The 17,921-nt window shown below is 71.8% G+C and carries 16 protein-coding genes, 2 tRNA genes and 1 rRNA gene; 12 read left to right on the forward strand and 7 right to left on the reverse strand.

The window, feature by feature from the left end; genetic code table 11:
- The first annotated feature begins 10 nt into the window (after positions 1–10).
- The gene (locus tag P696_RS0136950; protein ID WP_026416256.1) at positions 11–652 is read left to right on the forward strand and encodes a formylglycine-generating enzyme family protein; all 642 of its coding nucleotides are present in this window, start codon (positions 11–13) and stop codon (positions 650–652) included.
- On the opposite strand, the gene P696_RS0136955 is transcribed toward P696_RS0136950, so the two are convergent.
- The 3 genes from P696_RS0136955 to P696_RS0136965 all read right to left on the reverse strand — a co-directional run bounded on the left by P696_RS0136955 (position 653) and on the right by P696_RS0136965 (position 4,145).
- Positions 653–1,948, reverse strand: a complete 1,296-nt coding sequence (locus P696_RS0136955) for a hypothetical protein (protein ID WP_026416257.1) — start codon at positions 1,946–1,948, stop codon at positions 653–655. It abuts the gene before it with no gap.
- Between the two features lie 51 nt (positions 1,949–1,999).
- On the reverse strand, positions 2,000–2,965 hold the full coding sequence (locus P696_RS0136960; RefSeq protein ID WP_034488482.1) for a helix-turn-helix transcriptional regulator: 966 nt from the start codon (positions 2,963–2,965) through the stop codon (positions 2,000–2,002).
- 142 nt (positions 2,966–3,107) lie between these two features.
- Positions 3,108–4,145 carry a M48 family metallopeptidase gene (locus tag P696_RS0136965; RefSeq protein WP_034488970.1) on the reverse strand — a complete coding sequence of 346 codons (1,038 nt, stop codon included), beginning with the start codon at positions 4,143–4,145 and terminating at the stop codon, positions 3,108–3,110.
- Positions 4,146–4,390: 245 nt separating this feature from the next.
- Between P696_RS0136965 and P696_RS0136970 the strand changes: the two genes are divergently transcribed.
- The 7 genes from P696_RS0136970 to P696_RS0137000 all read left to right on the forward strand — a co-directional run bounded on the left by P696_RS0136970 (position 4,391) and on the right by P696_RS0137000 (position 8,460).
- A complete protein-coding gene (locus P696_RS0136970) occupies positions 4,391–5,707 on the forward strand; it encodes a phenylacetate--CoA ligase family protein (RefSeq protein ID WP_026416260.1) in 1,317 nt (438 codons plus the stop codon).
- A 67-nt stretch (positions 5,708–5,774) separates the two neighbouring features.
- Positions 5,775–6,368 carry a nicotinate-nucleotide adenylyltransferase gene (nadD, locus tag P696_RS0136975; protein WP_084338721.1) on the forward strand — a complete coding sequence of 198 codons (594 nt, stop codon included), beginning with the start codon at positions 5,775–5,777 and terminating at the stop codon, positions 6,366–6,368.
- Positions 6,369–6,628: 260 nt separating this feature from the next.
- Positions 6,629–7,039: a ribosome silencing factor gene (gene rsfS / locus P696_RS0136980; RefSeq protein WP_026416262.1), complete on the forward strand. Its 411-nt coding sequence runs from the start codon at positions 6,629–6,631 to the stop codon at positions 7,037–7,039.
- A 70-nt stretch (positions 7,040–7,109) separates the two neighbouring features.
- Entirely contained in the window at positions 7,110–7,727 is a 618-nt protein-coding gene (locus P696_RS0136985) for a histidine phosphatase family protein (protein ID WP_026416263.1), read from the forward strand.
- A 92-nt stretch (positions 7,728–7,819) separates the two neighbouring features.
- Positions 7,820–7,892: transfer RNA gene (locus tag P696_RS0136990), tRNA-Ala, on the forward strand.
- Positions 7,893–8,039: 147 nt separating this feature from the next.
- Positions 8,040–8,270, forward strand: coding sequence for a hypothetical protein (locus tag P696_RS53350; protein ID WP_051468608.1), 231 nt, complete (start codon positions 8,040–8,042; stop codon positions 8,268–8,270).
- 117 nt (positions 8,271–8,387) lie between these two features.
- Positions 8,388–8,460 (forward strand) — tRNA-Ala (locus P696_RS0137000).
- 67 nt (positions 8,461–8,527) lie between these two features.
- On the opposite strand, the gene P696_RS0137005 is transcribed toward P696_RS0137000, so the two are convergent.
- Entirely contained in the window at positions 8,528–9,625 is a 1,098-nt protein-coding gene (locus P696_RS0137005; RefSeq protein ID WP_026416265.1) for a baeRF2 domain-containing protein, read from the reverse strand.
- 85 nt (positions 9,626–9,710) lie between these two features.
- On the opposite strand from P696_RS0137005, the gene P696_RS50620 reads away from it, so the two are divergent.
- Positions 9,711–12,917 carry an AfsR/SARP family transcriptional regulator gene (locus tag P696_RS50620; protein WP_034488486.1) on the forward strand — a complete coding sequence of 1,069 codons (3,207 nt, stop codon included), beginning with the start codon at positions 9,711–9,713 and terminating at the stop codon, positions 12,915–12,917.
- A 68-nt stretch (positions 12,918–12,985) separates the two neighbouring features.
- Here the strand turns inward: P696_RS50620 and P696_RS0137015 are convergent, their stop codons facing one another.
- Together P696_RS0137015 and P696_RS0137020 are read right to left on the reverse strand one after the other, a co-directional pair.
- Positions 12,986–13,807: an ABC transporter permease gene (locus P696_RS0137015; protein WP_026416266.1), complete on the reverse strand. Its 822-nt coding sequence runs from the start codon at positions 13,805–13,807 to the stop codon at positions 12,986–12,988.
- Complete coding sequence (locus tag P696_RS0137020; protein WP_026416267.1) at positions 13,804–14,799, reverse strand: daunorubicin resistance protein DrrA family ABC transporter ATP-binding protein; 996 nt, start codon at positions 14,797–14,799, stop codon at positions 13,804–13,806. Before P696_RS0137020 ends, P696_RS0137015 begins: the two co-directional genes overlap by 4 nt.
- 181 nt (positions 14,800–14,980) lie before the next feature.
- On the opposite strand from P696_RS0137020, the gene P696_RS0137025 reads away from it, so the two are divergent.
- Positions 14,981–15,706, forward strand: coding sequence for a DUF6882 domain-containing protein (locus tag P696_RS0137025; RefSeq protein ID WP_026416268.1), 726 nt, complete (start codon positions 14,981–14,983; stop codon positions 15,704–15,706).
- A 16-nt stretch (positions 15,707–15,722) separates the two neighbouring features.
- Here P696_RS0137025 and P696_RS50625 read toward each other — a convergent pair whose 3' ends face one another.
- Entirely contained in the window at positions 15,723–16,265 is a 543-nt protein-coding gene (locus P696_RS50625; RefSeq protein ID WP_170026682.1) for a TetR/AcrR family transcriptional regulator, read from the reverse strand.
- A gap of 129 nt (positions 16,266–16,394) precedes the next feature.
- Between P696_RS50625 and P696_RS50630 the strand changes: the two genes are divergently transcribed.
- Together P696_RS50630 and P696_RS0137040 are read left to right on the forward strand one after the other, a co-directional pair.
- Positions 16,395–17,210: an SDR family NAD(P)-dependent oxidoreductase gene (locus tag P696_RS50630; RefSeq protein ID WP_034488491.1), complete on the forward strand. Its 816-nt coding sequence runs from the start codon at positions 16,395–16,397 to the stop codon at positions 17,208–17,210.
- Positions 17,211–17,823: 613 nt separating this feature from the next.
- Positions 17,824–17,921, forward strand: a 16S ribosomal RNA gene (locus P696_RS0137040); the annotation flags it as partial.

The raw sequence follows: 17,921 nt of genomic DNA on the forward strand, positions 1-17,921 counted from the left end.
TCACGACGTGATGATCGACATCCCGGCGGGCACGGTGACCCTGTCCGACCGCCGGACGAGCCGCCGCTGGCAGGTCGGACTGGACGCCTTCCGGATCGCCGCGCTGCCCGTGACCCAGGAGCTGTACGCCCGGGTCACGGGCAGCCGTCCGTCCGCCGCGCCGGGGGACCTGCTGCCCGTCGAGAACGTCTCCTGGTGGGACACGATCCACTTCTGCAACTCCCTGTCCGAACAGGACGGCCTCCTGCCCGCCTACCGCGTCCACGGCGACGAGGTCGAATGGGACCGGTCCGCTGGCGGATACCGGCTCCCCACCGAGGCCGAATGGGAGTACGCCTGCCGCGCGGGCACGAGCGGCCCCCACTACGCTCCGCTGGACGACATCGCCTGGTACCGGGAGAACTCCGGCGAACGTCCCCACGAGGTCGGCACCAAGCAGCCCAACGCCTGGGGCCTGCACGACATGCTCGGCAACGTCTGGAACTGGTGCTGGGACCTTTACGACCCCGAGGTGTACGGCGCCTACCGCGTCCTGCGCGGCGGCGGATGGTTCGACGAGCACTGGAGCTGCCGTGCGTCCGCCCGCCGCCGCAGTCACCCCACCTACCGCGTCGACGACGTCGGCTTCCGCGTCGCCCGCTCAGGCGCGTGATCAGAAGGTCTTGCTGGTCGTCGTCAGGTAGGGGCCCTGAGCGGGCAGGTACAGCCGGAAGTAGTAGCCCTTCCCCAGCTTGAGGCCGCTGAAGTAGACGAGGCCGTTCTTGCCCGTGGTGGTGGTCCGGTACCAGTGCCAGGTCTTGGTGCCCGCGCGCCGGTAGTACAGCCCGACCTTGAGGCCCTTCATCGTGGAGAACGAGTGCTGGCCGTCGTACCAGTCCTGGAGGCGGCCGTTCACCTGGGTGCCACGCCTCGACCGTGAGGCGGAGACGGTCTCGAAGTGGCCCTGGTCGGTGGTGGTATGGACCACGTTTCCGCTGGTGCTGGGCAGGTTCGCCTCGTCGCGGACGACGCGGGCCTGCCAGTCGGCCGTGCCGAGCAGACCGTAGACCGGGATCGAGAAGTTCCCGAAGTCGTCGGTCTGCATCCCGCCGTAGGAGTGCCAGGTCGTCGAGCCCTTCGCCCGGTAGTACAGAGCCACGATGGGGGACTGCGCGGGGCCGCCCCAGTGCGAGCCGTGGCCCCACTGCACCCGTCCGGTGGCGTAGGCCTCGTGATGGGCCTCGGTCTTGGACGGCATTACGAACGCGACGAACCGGGTGTCGTCGTACGCCTGGACGATCCGCCCGTCGGAACCGTCCGACGAGTAGTAGGCATGGGAACCGGCCACGGGCTGGGCCTTCCACACGTCCGGTGCGGTGACCGTGGCCGGGATGCTGAAGCGCCCGTCGTCGCCGGTCATGCCGCGCTGGGGCGCGCTGGGAGTGAGGCTGATCGGGACGTGGGGGAGCGGCTTCCAGACGCCGTCCAGAAGGATCTGCGCCACGCCGGAGAAGGTGACCGTGGTGCCCGCGCGCACCGACGACGGCGTCGGGTCGAGCAGGACGCGGGTTCCCGCGCGATCGGCCCTTTCCGACGCGATCGTGCCCCGGGACGACTGGTGGCCGTCGTCCCCGGCGAACGCGGCGGTCAGCGTGCCGCCGGACGGCAGGTCCACGGTCGCGGAGAACGTGCCGTCCGCGCCCGTCCTGGCGGCGCCGACCGTCGTGCCGTTGAGCCGCACGTCGACGGACGCGCCGCCGAGGGGCTGCCACTCGCGCTGGACGAGCTGCCGCAGCAGGCCCCGGACGGTGACCGTCCGGTGCTCGTAGCTGACGGTCGTGCTGGACGTGGACAGGTCCGTGAACTGGGTGCCGACCGTGGTGGCGGCGTACGCGGCGGGCTGGAGGGGGAGGGACGCGGCGACCGTGACGGCGGTCGCGGCGAGGGAGAACAGAGCGGAACGGCGCACCGAACCTCGACCTTTCTCGATAAGGAGGAGCCGATCGTACGCCCGTGATGATCAAGCGGGAGGGCGGGGTCCGCCTTCGGCCGCGGACGCCGCGCGGACGGCCAGTTCACGCAGGTGGTCGGCCAGTTCGGGAGGAGAGTGCACCTCGAAACGGCAGCCGAGCATCAGCAGCCGGTTCGCGAGCCACGGGACGGTGTCGGCCCGCCCGCGCAGGCGGCAGGTGGACGCGTCGACCGGCGTGATCTCGTCCGGGTCGGCGCGCAGCGCCCGGACGGCTTCAGCGGCGGGCATGTGCAGCGTCGCGTCCACCTCGTGGGTCGGGATGACCGAGTACAGCTTGCCCAGGACGAACGAGGCCGCGTCCCCGCCCGGGACGTCCCGTGCCGTGCCGCGCTGCCCGGTCCGGGCGGGCTCGGAGATCCGGTCGACGCGGAACACCCGCCAGTCGTCCCGTCCGTCGTCGTAGGCCAGCAGGTACCAGCGCCGCCGCACAGGGACGAGCCGGTGCGGCTCCACGACGCGCCGCTCGTCCCGGAACAGGAAGCGCAGCCGTTCCCCGGCCGCCACGGCTCCGGCGATCACCGCCAGGACGTCCGGGTCGACGCTGGGCGCGTCCGGCTCGGGGAGTGGCGCGTCGACCGCGTCGCCGAGCGCCGACACCCGGTGCCGCAGCCGGGACGGCAGGACCTGCTCCAGCTTCGCGAGCGCCCGGACGGCGGCGGGCCCGATGCCCTCGACCGGCTGCCCGCCGACCGTCCGCAGGCTCACCGCGACGGCGACGGCCTCCTCGTCGTCCAGCAGCAGCGGCGGCATCGCGGTGCCCGCGACCAGCCGGTATCCGCCGTCCGGGCCCATCGTGGTCTCGACCGGGTACCCGAGGTCGCGCAGCCGCTCGACATCCCGCCGGACGGTCCGCGTCGTGACGTCCAGCCGCCCGGCCAGCTCGGTCGCCGACCATCGCCGCGGCGTCTGGAGGTGCGACAGCAGTCTGAGCAGACGCGACGAGGTCTCGGCCATACCGCCCGGATCCTACTCGTCCAGAACAGCTCAACCCGGGCGACCACCTCCGCCACCTGCCCAGACGCCGCCCGTTGCGCTGACCGCCTCCGGAAACCACGAAGACGGCCGCCGCACAGCGACGACCGTCTCCCCGAAGGGGTCAGTCGGACGAGGAGCCCCCGCCGTTCGCGCGCCGTCCGATCCGGTCGAACAGGCCGCCCGCGGCGTTCGCCGCCGCGTCCGCGATGTCGCGGACCTTCCCCACGAACGGGTCGGCGCTGGACTCCCAGGACTCGCGGTACGCCCGGGCCGCGTTCTTGACCTCGTCGCTGATCGAGGCGCTGGAGTCGTCGTCGCGGCGCGGGTAGTTCCCGGCCAGGATGCTCTGGTACTCGCCCTCGCGCGCCCACTTGTCGACCTCGGCGAACCGGATCACCGAGTACGGGTGCGACTGGTTCAGCAGGTTCAGGAACTTCAGGAACCCGTCCCGGACGTCCCCGGCCGCGTCGTACTCGCGCGCCTGCGCGAGGAACGCCTCGGCGTTCATCTCCGACAGCCGGGTGCCGCCCGCCAGCTTCATCATGACGCGCTTGGCGGCCTCGAGGTCCTGCCCGCAGAGCAGGCCGGCGCGGTCGGCCGACAGCTCGGCCTTCCGGAACCACTCGCGCAGCCCCATGATGATCGCCGCGATCCCGATGTTGCCGAGCGGCAGCCACGCCAGCCGCGACCCGAGCTGCATGAGGATCATCATCATCGTCTGGTAGACCGCGTGGCCGGACAGGATGTGCCCGACCTCGTGCGCGATGACGAACCGCAGCTCCTCGTCGTCGTGCAGGTCGAGCAGCCCGGTCGTCACGACGATGAACGGGTGGTCGGAGCCGATCGCCATCGCGTTGGCGCGCGGGTCCTGCATGACGTAGATCTCGGGGACCTCGGGCAGGTCCAGGATGTAGGCGGCGTCGCGGACCATGTCGTGCAGGTTCCGGAACTGGTCCTCACCGGCGCGGACGGCCCCGCCGAGGAAGGTCAGCCGGATGGCCCGCTCGTTGAAGAGCCCCGACATCTTCCGCAGGACGACGTCGAACCCCGTGAGCGAGCGCAGCGCCACCAGCGCCGAGCGGTCAGCGGGGTGTTCGTAGGCCCGGGAGCTGATCCCCGGGAAGCGCGTTCGGGCTCGGTCCGGTGTGTTGGTCGTCATGTCCGGCATGGTAAGTCCGACGAACGCGGAGAACCCGAGGTTCCCGGACCGCGCGTCCGGCACCGGCCCCGCCTTCCGGGGCCGCCACCCTGGCCTTCCTCATCCGACAGGGATCCCGACCACGAGTGGACGTCTGGACTTACCGAACGATCGGTCAATAAAGTCGTGCGCCCGGAGCGTGTGACGCGCTTCACTTCACAATGGACGACACCGGACGAGAACGACGCCCGGACGAGGAGGCGCGGATGTTCGACCCCAAGGCCGAGGCGATGTCCGTCGATGAGCGGGCCGCCCTGCAGCGGCACCGCGTGTGGGGGATGATCGACCGGCTGCTCGCGGCGGACGGCCCCCAGGGGCGGCGGCTCCGCGAGGCGGGGGTCGACGGCGGCGCGGACGTCCACCTGGACGACCTGCCCCGCCTGCCCTTCACCACCAAGCAGCAGCTCTGGGACGCCTACCCGTTCGGCATGGTCGCCGTCCCGCAGGACCAGGTCGCCGCCGTGCACGGGTCGTCCGGCACGAAGGGCCGTCCGACGCTCGTCGCCTACACCCGCGCGGACCTGGACCTCTGGGCCTCCATGTGCGCGCGGTCGCTGGCCTGCGCCGGGGCCGACGCGGGCAGCGTCGTCCACAACGCCTACGGCTACGGGCTGTTCACCGGCGGCATGGGCATCCACCAGGGCGCGGTGAAGTTCGGCGCGACCGTCGTCCCCATGTCGGGCGGCATGACCGACCGCCAGGTCCGGATGATCGCCGACCTGCGTCCGGACATCCTGACCTGCACGCCCGCGTACGCGCTCCGGCTCGGCGAGGCCGCCGCCGAGGCCGGCGCCGACGTGTCGTCCCTCAGGGCCGGGATCTTCGGCGCGGAACCCTGGTCGGAGGAGCTGCGCACCGCAATCCAGGCCGTCCTGCCGCTGAAGGCGCTCGACATCTACGGCCTGTCCGAGATCATCGGCCCCGGCGTCGCGACCGAGTGCCTGGAGCAGAACGGCCTGCACGTCAACGAGGACCACTTCATCGTCGAGGCCGTCGACCCCGCGACCGGCGAGCCCGTCCCGGAGGGCACTCCCGGCGAGCTGGTCTTCACCACGCCGACCAAGCAGGCCCTGCCGCTCGTGCGCTACCGGACGGGCGACGTGGCGTCCCTCACCCGCGGCGACTGCGACTGCGGCCGGACCCTCGTGCGCATGAGCAAGGTCATGGGCCGCGCGGACGACATGCTCGTCGTCCGCGGCGTGAACGTGTACCCGAGCGAGATCGAACGCGTCCTGCTCGGTTCCGGCCTGGTCGCCCCGCACTACCAGATCGTCGTGGACCGCCGCGAGGAGGCCGCCGTCCGCCTCGTCGTCGCCTGCGAGGCGCTCACCGGGGACGACCCGTCCGCCGAACTCGCCCACCTCCTGCGCGAGGGCCTCGGCCTGCACGCGGACGTCGCCGTCCTGCCCGCCGGGGACGTGCCGCGCGTCGAGGTGGGCAAGGCCGTCCGGGTCGTCCACTGGACGGAGGGCGCCCCACCCCTCCCCGGCCTCGCCGACCAGGCCGTCCCGCCGTCGAGCTGATCCGCCCGCCCGACCGCCCGAGGACCCGCCGCCCGAGCGCCTCGCTCCGCTGGCTATTCTCGTCGGCATGACGCAAAAGCGGCGTTTGGGGATCATGGGCGGCACGTTCGACCCGATCCACCACGGCCACCTGGTGGCGGCGAGCGAGGTGGCGCACTTCTTCGCGCTGGACGAGGTGATCTTCGTCCCCACCGGGCTCTCGTCGCACAAGCCCGACCAGAAGGTCACCCCGGCCGAGGACCGCTACCTGATGGCGGTGATCGCCACCGCGTCCAACCCGCGGTTCTCGGTCAGCCGCATCGACATCGACCGGTCCGGCCCCACCTACACGGTGGACACCCTCCGCGACATGCACGGCATCCACGGCGACGACAACGAGTTCTTCTTCATCACCGGCGCGGACGCGCTGGCCAAGATGCTCGACTGGCACGACACCGAGGAGCTGTTCGAGCTCGCCCACTTCGTCGGCGTCACCCGCCCCGGGCACCGGCTCACCGACCCGGGCCTCCCGGACGGCCGCGTCAGCCTGGTGGAGGTCCCGGCCCTCGCGATCTCCTCCACCGAGTGCCGCGACCGCGTCCGCGCGGGCGAGCCGATCTGGTACCTCGTCCCGGACGGCATCGTCCAGTACATCAACAAACGCAACCTCTACCGCGACTGATCAGCACCCCACCTGATCAGCACCCGACCTGATCACCCACGTGATCACCCCACCTGATCACCGCCTGACCGCCTCCGCCGCCGGGCCCGCGCCGCCGCGTCCGGAAAAGCGGTGGCGGACGCCCCATACCCTGGAAGGCGAAGACCGTCGCGGGCCGTCCCGGCCCGTGCGCGGGGATACGACGACACCGGGGGAGCCGGCCACCGCCGTGAGAGGCTGGTGGCGGACACCACCCCCACAGGGAGGATCACGAGCGCACCGTGACCGCATCCGACAGGGCCGCCGAGCTGGTCCGGATCGCCGCCGAGGCGGCGGGCGACAAGCTGGCCGACGAAATCATTGCCTACGACGTGAGCGAGCAGCTCGTCATCACCGACGCGTTCGTGCTGTGCTCCGCCCCCAACGACCGGCAGGTCCGCTCGATCGTGGACGAGGTGGAGAAGCGCCTGCGCGAGGAGGCCGGGGCCAAGCCCGTCCGCCGCGAGGGCGAGCGGGAGGGCCGCTGGGTCCTGCTCGACTACGCCGACGTGATCGTGCACGTCCAGCACGAGGAGGAGCGCGTCTTCTACGCCCTCGAACGGCTGTGGAAGGACTGCCCGACCATCGAGCTCCCCGAGGACGTCAACGCGCACATGGCGCAGCGCGCCCGGTCGGCGGTCCCCGGTGAGTGACCCCTCCGCCACGGCGAACGCGGGGGAGACGCCGGTCGCGCGCGGTGAGCCGGGACGCCGCCGTCTCGTCCTGTGGCGGCACGGGCAGACGTCCTGGAACGTCGAGCGGCGCTTCCAGGGCAAGACCGACGTCCCCCTGGACGAGACGGGCCTCGAGCAGGCGCGCCGGGCGGCCCGGCTGCTCGCCGCGCTCCAGCCCACCGCGATCGTCTCGTCCACCCTCGTGCGCGCGCGCGACACCGCGCAGAGCCTCGCCGACCTGACCGGCCTGCCGGTCGGCCCCGACCAGGAGCTGATCGAGCGGGACGGCGGCGAGTGGGAGGGCCTCAGCGACCGGGAGATCGCCGAGCGGTACCCGGAGCAGCGCGTCCGCTGGGAGCCGCCGGGCGGTGAGACCAGCCCGCAGGTCGCCAAGCGCGTCGGCACCGCCCTGGAGCGGCACGCCGCCGCCCTCGGGCCCGACGGCGTCCTGGTCGTCGCCTCGCACGGTGCCGCCCTGCGCCTCGGCATCGCGCACATGCTCGGCCTTCCCGAGGAGGTGTGGAACCGTCTCGGTGGCCTCTCCAACTGCTGCTGGTCCGTCCTCACCGAGATGCGGGACGGCGGCTGGCGGCTCGCCGAGCACAACGCGGGCACCCTGCCGGAGCCCGTCATGAGCGACGACCGCGCCGGCGACGACCGGGCCTGACCCGGGCCGACCGCCTATTCGATTCGTCTGAACGCCGCCGGTCCTATATGCTGGCGGAGCGCTGCGGGGATGTACGTCCATCGCAGTCGCACGGGGCTATGGCGCAGTTGGTAGCGCGCCTCCATGGCATGGAGGAGGTCTGGGGTTCGAATCCCCATAGCTCCACAACACCGAAAGAGCGGCGAGCCTGAGCTCGCCGCTCTTTCGCTTTTCCGGCCGGGCGCCCAGGCCCGCAGGTGATCAGTTTCAAAACGGACACTCTTGCACTTGAATGGACAGATCACTCCGGCGGTGGTGGTTTCCTTACCGACCATGGGACGACACCGCAGGGGAGCACGGCGCGAGGTCACCGTCGCCGACCTGATCGACGCGCTGCGCCGGTACCCGGCCGACATGGAGGTGCGGCTCGCCACGCAGCCGCGCATGCCCCAGGAGCACACCCTCGGCGCTATCACCGAGGCGGACGGCCTGGTGTGGATCGGCGAAGGCCGCCAGGAGGGCTACGCCCCCGACCAGGTCGCCGAACGCCTCGGCTGGCGCTGACCCACCCCGGGACGGCCTCCGCCGCCGGGATTCGGGATGGTCCGAACCGGTTCCGCCATGCACTAAGCTTTTCTCTGCGGGTCGCCACGGAGACACCTCCGGGAAACGGCTTGATGCGGGGCTATGGCGCAGTTGGTAGCGCGCCTCCATGGCATGGAGGAGGTCTGGGGTTCGAATCCCCATAGCTCCACAGTGAGGACGAGAGGGGCCGGTGGAGACACCGGCCCCTCTCGCGTTTCGTCCAGCGGGAAGCGCCGTCAGTAGCGTAGGACCGCTCCGACGCCCAGCTCGGCCTGCGGCGTGATCGCCGGGATGATCGTGAGATCGCCGTCCGTCGCCGCCACCGCGCGGATCAGGGCGGCGTCGGCTCGCTCCTCGGCGGGCTCGGCCACGCCGAGCTCCCGGAGCCGCTCGGGCGTCGCCGCGATCTCGTGCGGACGCGGCCCGACCCACAGCCGGGTCGGCGCGGCCGGGTCCTCGTCGAGCAGCAGCGACTCGACGCGTCCGCCGAACGCGGCCTCGGCCGTCGCGGGCAGCCCGGTCACGGCGCGGCGGCCGGCCGCCAGCTCCCGCTCGAACCGCTCGGCCACCCGCATGATCCGCTCGGCGCGCTTCAGCTCCAGGATCCGCCCGACCTCGGCGTCCATCGCGGCCCCGTCCGGGCCCCGGTCGGTCTCGACGGTGTGCGTGAGCAGGTTCTCGCCCAGCTCCTCCATCACGGCGGAGCGGGCGTGCGGGTCCCCGGCGAGGATGACGAGCTCGGCCCCGTGGCGCCGCGCCACGGCCTCGATCCTGCGTCCGACCTTGCGGGCGTTGGCCTTCCACGCCTCCTCGGCGGCCCGCTGGAAGCGGGACTGGTTCCAGTCGCCGCCCTTCGGCTTGCGGAGGGGGAAGTCCTCGTCGCCGGGGACGTCGATCGTCCGGGGCGGGGCGTCCGGCGAGGCGTCGGAGGTCGCGCAGGTGATCGTCCCGCCGCGCCGGTCGACCCTCACGATCAGGTACGGGAACCGCTCGCCCAGCTCGGCCAGTAGCGGCAGGACGTGCGGGAGCGGGGCGCAGCGGGCGTGCTCGGCGCGCGGCGGACGGTTCATCCGCCGGACGTAGCCGACCTTCCCGCCCGCGGCGAACGCGACCAGCCCCTCGGAGCGGCGGTCGCGGAGGTCCTCCTCGACGACGGCCTCCAGGGCGCGCAGGTCCCCCTCGGGGGCGCCCTGCGCGGCCAGCTCCCCGCGCCGCGCGCGCCAGCGCAGCTCGGCGGCCTTGGCCGCGTCCTCGGTGGTGCGGGTCAGGTCCAGGTAGAGGGAGGAGAACGGACCGGACCCGGCGTACAGCGGTTTGAGGAAAGTCAGATCCATGTGCCCGCCCTACCCGCCCCACTCACCTCAAACGTGTTTGCGGGCGCGGACGGTCCGGACTTTCCGGTTGGGGGACAATGCAGGCATGACAGGCGCGCGCATCGGCATTCTGGGGCCGCTCGAAGCGCGGGACGAGACCGGTCGTCCCGTCGAGGTCAGCGGTCCGCGCCTGCGCGCGCTGCTCGTCCGGCTGGCGCTGGAGCCGGGCCGCCCGGTGTCCGCGACCCGGCTCCTGGACGACCTGTGGGACGGCGATCCGCCCGGCGGGAACGCCCTGCAGGCCCTGGTCTCGCGGCTGCGCGCCGCGACGGGCAGGGACCTGGTCGAGCACAGCCCGGCCGGATACCGCCTCGCGCTCGATCCGTCCGCCGTGGACGCCGTCGCCTTCGAACGGGCCGTCGCCGCCGCGCGGGCGCTGTCCGGACCATCCGACCGGGCCGCTGCGCTTCGCCAAGCCTTGGACATGTGGCGAGGCCCCGCGCTCGCGGACGTCGCGGACGCCGAGTTCGCGCGCGCACGAGCCGCCCGCCTTGAAGAGCTCCGTCTCACCGCGTCCGAAGACCGCATAGAGGCCGAGCTGACGCTGGGGGAGTCGGTCTCGCTGCTCCCCGAGCTGGAGGCTCTGACCACCGCGCACCCGCTGCGCGAACGCCTCCGAGGTCTCCTCATGCGCGCGCTGAACGCGGCGGGCCGTCCGGCCGACGCCCTGCGCGTGTACGAGGAGACGCGCGAGCACCTGGCGGAACATCTCGGCGTCGACCCGGCCCCGGAGCTGGCCGCCCTGCACCTGTCGATCCTCCGCCGCGACACCGAGACACGACCGTCCGAGCCGATCGGCCCGCCCGCGCACGAGAAGGGCCAGACGAACCTGTCCACCGCCCTCACCAGCTTCGTCGGGCGGGACGAGGAGGTCCGGCAACTCGGCAAGATGCTCGGCGAGTCCCGGCTCGTCACCCTCACCGGCCCTGGCGGCGCGGGCAAGACGCGGCTGGCGTCCGAGGCCGCCGCGCCGCTCGTGGACCGGCTGCCCGACGGCGTCTGGTTCGTCCCGCTCGCGCCGATGGCGGCGGACAGCGCCGCCGACGCGGTCGCGCAGGCCGTCCTCGTCGCCCTGGAAGTCCCCGACCTGCTCTTCCAGGCGGAGGGCCGCACCGCGCCGCTCCCGCTGGACCGCCTCGCCGACCTGCTCGCCACCCGCCGCACCCTGCTCGTCCTGGACAACTGCGAGCACGTCCTGGACGGCGTCGCGGCCTTCGCCGACCGGGTGCTCGCCTCCGCGCCCGAGGTCCGGATCCTCGCGACCAGCCGCGAACCGCTCGGCATCACCGGCGAGACCCTCCACCCGGTGCCGTCGCTCGCGCTCCCGCCGACCGGCGCCGACCCCGCGACCGCCCTCGGGCACGCGGCGACGCGGCTGCTCGCCGACCGGGCCGCCGCCGTCCGGCCCGGCTTCGCCGTGGACGACGCGAACGTCGCCGACCTCGTCGAGATCTGCCGGGCCCTGGACGGCATCCCGCTCGCGATCGAACTCGCCGCCGCGCGCCTCCGCGCCCTCACACCCGCGCAGGTCGCGGCCCGGCTCGGCGACCGGTTCCGGCTGCTCACCGGCGGAAGCCGCGCCGCCCTGCCCCGCCACCGCACGCTGCGCGCCGTCGTCGACTGGAGCTGGGACCTGCTCGACGACGCCGAGCGGACCGTCCTCGCCCGCCTGTCGGTGTTCGCGGGCGGCGCGACCCCCGAGGCCGCCGAGCGCGTCTGCGGGACGGGCCTGTCCGCCGACGTCATCGACGTCGTCGCGTCCCTGGTGGACAAGTCCCTCGTCATGGCCGACGGCGACGCCGAGCCGCGCTACCGGCTGCTGGAGACCGTCCGCGTGTACGCGCGCGAGCGCCTGGACGAGACCGGCGAGACCGGGGCCGTCCGCGCCGCGCACGCCGCCCACTTCCTCCAGGTCGCCGAGGCCGCCGAACCCGAGCTGCGCCGCAGCGAGCAGCTCGTCTGGGTCGAACGGCTCACCGCCGAGCGCGACAACCACAACGCCGCGTTCCAGACCGTCCTGGACAGCCGGGACGTCACGACCGGCCTGCGCCTGGTCGCCGCGCTCGTCTGGTACTGGCTGATGCGCGACATGGAGCGCGAGGCGTGCGTGTGGGCCGAGTCGATCACCAAGATCGCCGGGGACGGGCCGCCGCCGGGCCTCAGCGAGGAGTACGCGATCTGCGCGTTCACCGGGAAGGTCGTCGCGCGGGCCGGACGGGAGGGCCCCGCGCCGGAGCTGTTCGGCGAGACGATCAACGAGCTGCTGCGCTTCCTGCCCGAACGTCCGAGGCACCCGATTGCGGTGATCGCCCGGCCGATCTCACGGATGTTCGCCGGCGACGTCGAGGCCACGGCGGACGGCTTCCGCGGGCTCGTCGGCCACTCCGACCCGTGGGTCGGCGCCATCGCCGAGACCTTCCTGACCTTCAACGCCCTCCACAACGGCGACCTGGACGCCGCCTACGTGCGCGCGCAGGAGTCCTACGAGGGATTCCGCGCCCTGGGCGACCGGCTCGGCATGGGGATCACCCTCATCGTCCTGCTGCAGATCTCGCTGAGCCGGGGTAGACCCGAAGAGGCGATCCGGTACGGCGAGGAGGCCCGCCGGTACTCCGACCAAGGCGTCAACCCCGACCAGGGCTCGGTCGTCCTCATCCACCTCGCGGTCGCGCGCGCCGAACTCGGCGACACCGAACGCGCCCACGACGACCTCACCGAGGGCATCCGCGCCGCGCTGCGCATCGGCGAGTACGCCGACGCGACGACGGGCTACCTCACGCAGGCCGAGCTCCACCAGCGCGACGGCGACCTCGCGTCCGCGCGAGCCGCCGCCGAACGCGCCCTGGAACTGGTCACCCCCCGCGTCTCCCGCGGTGACTTCCTGCAGCCGAGGACGCTCACCTACAGCAGGCTGGGCGTCCTCGCGGCCCTGGACGGGGACCTCGATCGCGCGGCCGAGTGGCACGCCCGCGCGCTTCAGCACATCGACCCGAAGTCGATGCTGGTCAACCACACGCTGGCCAAGATCGTCGAGGGCGTCGCCGGGCTGTCGCTCGCCCGTGGCGACCACGAGCGCGCCGCCGAGCTTCTCGGCACGGCCCACGGCGTCGTCGGCTACCACGACCGGCAGAGCCTCGAACGCCGCCGGGTCACGGCCGCCGTCCTGCCCGTCCTCGGCCAGGACCGTTTCGACGCCGCCTACGCCAGAGGCCGCGAAGCCACCCGCGAGGACGCGCTGGCGCTGACCCCCTGATCGGTCGCACGGCAAAACAGATGACCGCCGACAGCTGCCTGTCGGCGGTCATCTGTCGACGTCGGCCGTCAGGCCCGCCGCTTGTACATGACCATCGCGATCGGGAACGTCACGGTGACGATCCCGATCGCCCACGCCAGCGTGAACCAGACGTGGTTCCCCACCGGACCGCCCACCAGCAGGGCACGCAGCGAGTCCGTCAGGTGCGACACCGGGTTCACCTTCGTCCACGCCTCGAGCCAGCCCGGCATCGTGCTCGTGTCCGCCACGAACACGCTGCTCCCGAACGTCAGTGGCATGACGAAGAGGAACGCCAGCCCCTGGACGGTCTCCGGCGACGGCGCCAGCAGCCCGACCATCACCGAGATCCACGAGAACGCCAGGTAGAACACGTACACCAGCCCGAACCCCGCCAGCACCCGCAGCGGATCGGAGCCGAACCGGAACCCCATCGCGGTGCCCGCGGCCGTCAGGATGACCATCACCGTGAGAAACCGGACCGTGTCGCCGAGGACGGTCCCGACCAGCGGCGCGGACCGCGCGATCGGCAGGCTCCGGAAGCGGTCGAACACGCCCTTCCGCAGGTCCTCGTTCAGCGCCGTGCCCAGCCCCATCGTCGAGAACATCGCCATCTGCGCCACCAGCCCCGGCAGCAGTTGCTGCAGGTAGGCGTGCGTGTTCCCGGCGACCGCGCCGCCGAACACGTACAGGAACAGCGTCAGGAACACCAGCGGCATCAGCGTGACGTCGAGCAGCTTCTCCGGCGAGTGCCGCAACTGCGCGATGTTCCGCCACGCCAACGTCAGGCTGTGCCGGACGGTCCTGCGCGCGCTGATCCGCGTGGGCGGCAACACGTCCGCCACCGTGCCCGCCATCGTCGTTGTGGTCATCGAACGCTCCCCTCGAGCTGCTGCTGCGCGGCGGCGGCCTCAGACGCCGTCTGTGTGGACGTCGTGTGCCCGGTCAGGCTGAGGAACACCTCGTCCAGGCTCGGCAGCCGCAGGGCCACCTCAGCCGCCACGAGGTCCGTCTCGTCCAGCCGCTGGACCACCGCCCGCAGGACTCCCGGATCCGTCACCGGGGCGGTCACCAGGCCCGTCTCCGCGCGCACGTCCGGCCGCTCACCCGTCAGCTCCGCCACGATCGCCGCGAGCTGCTCGGTCCGGAACACCTCCGACGCCCGGACGACGAGCGTCTGCCGCCCCGCGCGCGCCTTCAGCTGCGCCGGAGTGCCGTCCGCGATGACCCGCCCGTGGTCGAACACCGCGATCCGGTCCGCGAGCGCGTCCGCCTCCTCCAGGTACTGCGTGGTCAGCAGCACGGTCGCGCCGTCCCTGACCAGCTCCTGGATGGTCTCCCAGACCTCCCCGCGCGCCCGCGGGTCCAGCCCCGTCGTCGGCTCGTCCAGGAACACCACCCGGGGACGGTTGATCATGCTCGCCGCGATGTCCAGCCGCCGCCGCATCCCGCCCGAGAACGTCTTGACGGCCCGGTTCGCCGCGTCGCTGAGCCGGAACCGCTCCAGCAGCCCCGCCGCCCGCGCCCGCGCCTCCGCCCGGGGCAGGTCCAGCAGCCGTCCGATCATGACCAGGTTCTCCCGGCCGGTCAGCTCCTCGTCCAGAGACGCGTACTGCCCGGTCAGCCCGATCAGCGCCCGCACCCGCGTCGCCTCCCGGACGACGTCGAAGCCGCAGATCTCCGCGCGCCCCTCGTCCGGACGCAGCAGTGTCGCGAGCATCCGCACCGCCGTCGTCTTGCCCGCACCGTTAGGTCCGAGGACCCCCAGTACCGTCCCCTGCGCAACCTCCAGGTCCACGCCGTCCAGTGCCTGCGTCTCACCGAACCGCTTGCGCAGCCCCTCGGCCCTAATGACTTGACCCACCCTTGGCCTCCCGTGGTCTATGTCGGCGGCTCACGTATCCGCCATCCATCACGTGGACGCCCTACGAGCTCCGCCCACGTCCTCCACAGTCGGCCCCACGACTGACGCGCCACCGACATCGCCCCGGTCCCGGCTGACGTCCCACTGACACGGCCCTGACGCGTGGCTAAGATCACGGCGCATGCCGGGCATCGAAGAACCCCTCGCGCTCTCCCGCTACAGCGAAGCCTTCGAGGATTTCGCGGGCCGCTCGTCCGCCGTCGTGATCCACCGCCAGGACGTGCTGAACGAGTTCCTCGGCGCCACCGACCGCCACTTCGACCTGCGCGCCCGCACGCTCTCCGGCGGAGGCCAGGTCTTCGGCGGCCTCACGAGCATGGGCAGCTTCTCCCACCTCAGCCAGACCTGGCTCTGGTCCTGGGCGAACCCCAACTTCTCCTGGGACGACCCGGCCATCGCTCCCCTGCGCGCGCTGTACGACCACGGCGTCCAGCAGGGAATCGTCGAGTTCACCACAGGACACATCGACTTCTCCGAGTTCCCCAACCCTCACCAAGCAGCCACCACGATGGCCCTGGCCGCGGCCTACCTCCTAGGCGGAAACGGCTGCTGGTCATGCCGCATCAACGACGGCAAGGGCTCGGCCTACATCCACCTGGACGATCCGCAGATCCCCGAGGCCACCTACAGCCACATCGCCACACCGCGCCTGCTGATGACCGCCGCCGAGGTCTTCCCGGCCAACCCCAAACTGATCGTCCAGGGCTACATCGCCCGCTACGGCACCCGGTACAAGGAGAGCCCGGACGTCGTGGCCGGTGACATGGTCGACGGCGGTGAACTGGCCGTCCGCTTCGACGAGCACGGCCGCATCGCTGCGATCTCCTGCTCCGCATCCCGCTCCTGACGCGCGCGCACGAGCATCAAGCCCCGCGCGCCTCCGCCCGGACGGACGCGACGGCCCGCGCGATCACCCGAGCCACCTCCTCCGTGTCACGACCGCCGTCACGCCCGGCAAGCAGGTCGAAGGACTCGAAACTCGTCAACTGCCAGGCCACGTCCAGCAGCTCCTCCGCAGGCGCTTCCTCGCCGAACCGGCTGAGCAGAGCCGACAGGCCCGCCCTGCGCATGTCATCGCGCTCGCGCAGGAGCCGGTCCAGATCGTCGTCCATGACCGCCAGGCCGCGCAGCCTGCGCAGGACCGGCCGCTCCGCCGCCCAGAACCCGCAGAACGCCCCGCAGAACTCCGCCAACGCCTCGTCAACGTCATTCGCCGTGAACGCGGGTTCCAACGACAACCCGGCATGCTCCGCCAGCGAGTCGAACAGTGCCTCCAGCAGCCCCGTCTTGGACCCGAACACGTTGTAGACCGTCTGCCGCGACACGTCCGCGGCCTTCGCGACCGCGTCCACCGACACACGCGTGACGCCGTCCCCGGCCAGATGCTCCCGCGCAGCTGAGAGCACACGCCGGCGGGTCTCCTCGGCCGCGGCGCTACGACGGTCCGAACGGTAGGGACGAGGCGACATCCTTGACCGACCTTCGAATTGGATTTACTGTCTGTCCAACGAATACTATCGGAAAGCAGGCCACCCGTGAACACCTTGACCACCCGTCCCCTGGACGGCCGCGTGACGATCGTGACCGGAGCCAGCCGGGGCATCGGCGCCGCGACCGCCCGCGCCCTGCACCGCGCCGGTTCCGCCGTCGTCCTCGCCGCCCGTGACGCCGACGCCCTCAAGTCCCTGGCCGACGAGATCACCGCCGACGGAGGACGCGCCCTCCCCGTCCCGACCGACGTGACCGACGCCGCCGCCGTCGAGCACCTCGTCCAGCAGACCCTCGACGCCTACGGACGCCTCGACGCCGCCCTCAACAACGCCGCCGGCGGAGGCCACCGGCCCACCCCACTCGCGGACGTCGCCATCGAGGATTTCGACAGCGCCCTGACCGTCAACTTGCGCGGAGTCTTCCTGGCCATGCGCCACGAGATCCCCGCGATGCTCGAGTCCGGCGGGGGAGCGATCGTCAACATGTCCTCCACCGCGGGCCTCCAGGCCGTCGGCGGCCTCGCCGGATACGTCACCAGCAAGTTCGGCCTCATCGGCCTCACCCAGACCGCCGCCCTCGACTACGCCGACGCCGGAATCCGCGTCAACGCCCTGGCCCCCGGGCCCATCCTCACCGAGCAGCTGGAACGCGCCGGCGAGCAGGCCCAGGCCGCGGCAGCCCGGGCCATGCCGATGCGCCGCATCGGCGCGCCCGACGAGGTTGCCGAGGCCGTGGTCTGGCTCCTGTCGGACGCCGCGTCCTTCATCACCGGCGCTGTCCTGCCGATCGACGGCGGCAAGCTCGCGGGCATGGCCCCCTTCACCCGGATGCAGTCCGCCAAGACCCCGGCCGCCGACTGAGCCCGCACCTTCTGGACCTGCCTGAACGCCTCGATTTGACGCCCCCTCGGGGAGTACCTAATGTTCTTCCTGCCCCGAGGGGATGCGGGACGCCGAGAGGCGGACGGCCCCGGGGAGACCACCGAAGGAAAACCGTTCGAAGTACTCTTCGGACCGCGTTAGTCTGGAGTGGTCAGCCCGGAACGGGATGCAGGACGCCGACAAGGCGGCCGGCCCGAGGGACTCCACAGATTGATCACGTCGGACGACGTCTAGTCGTCCACGTCCTCATGAGTGGACGGGCAAGCTCAGAAGATCGACTCGAAAGAGCCGGTTGACACGAGTGAAGATTCCGGTAAGATTGAAGGGTTGCCCCGGAGCGAGGCCCGCGAGAGTGGGTCGAGCGCGGTGGGTGTCCGTTTCTTGAGAACTCAACAGCGTGTTAAAAGCCAGTGCCTTTATAGATCAGGCCAACGTGTCTGATCACCCCGTGCTCTGAACCTTCACGGTTCGGGGTGGGGATTTCTTTGAGGCAAGTGGTCCTCATTTTTTGGGGATCGCATGCTGGGATCTTCGGATCCTCCTTCGGGTTTGATGGTTTCCGGGTTCGCCCCTGGGGATTGTCGTTTGGACCTTGATGGAGAGTTTGATCCTGGCTCAGGACGAACGCTGGCGGCGTGCTTAACACATGCAAGTCGAGCGGAAAGGCCCCTTCGGGGGTACTCGAGCGGC

Origin of the sequence: Actinomadura oligospora ATCC 43269 (assembly GCF_000518265.1) — a bacterium.
Taxonomy (GTDB): Bacteria; Actinomycetota; Actinomycetes; order Streptosporangiales; family Streptosporangiaceae; genus Spirillospora; species Spirillospora oligospora.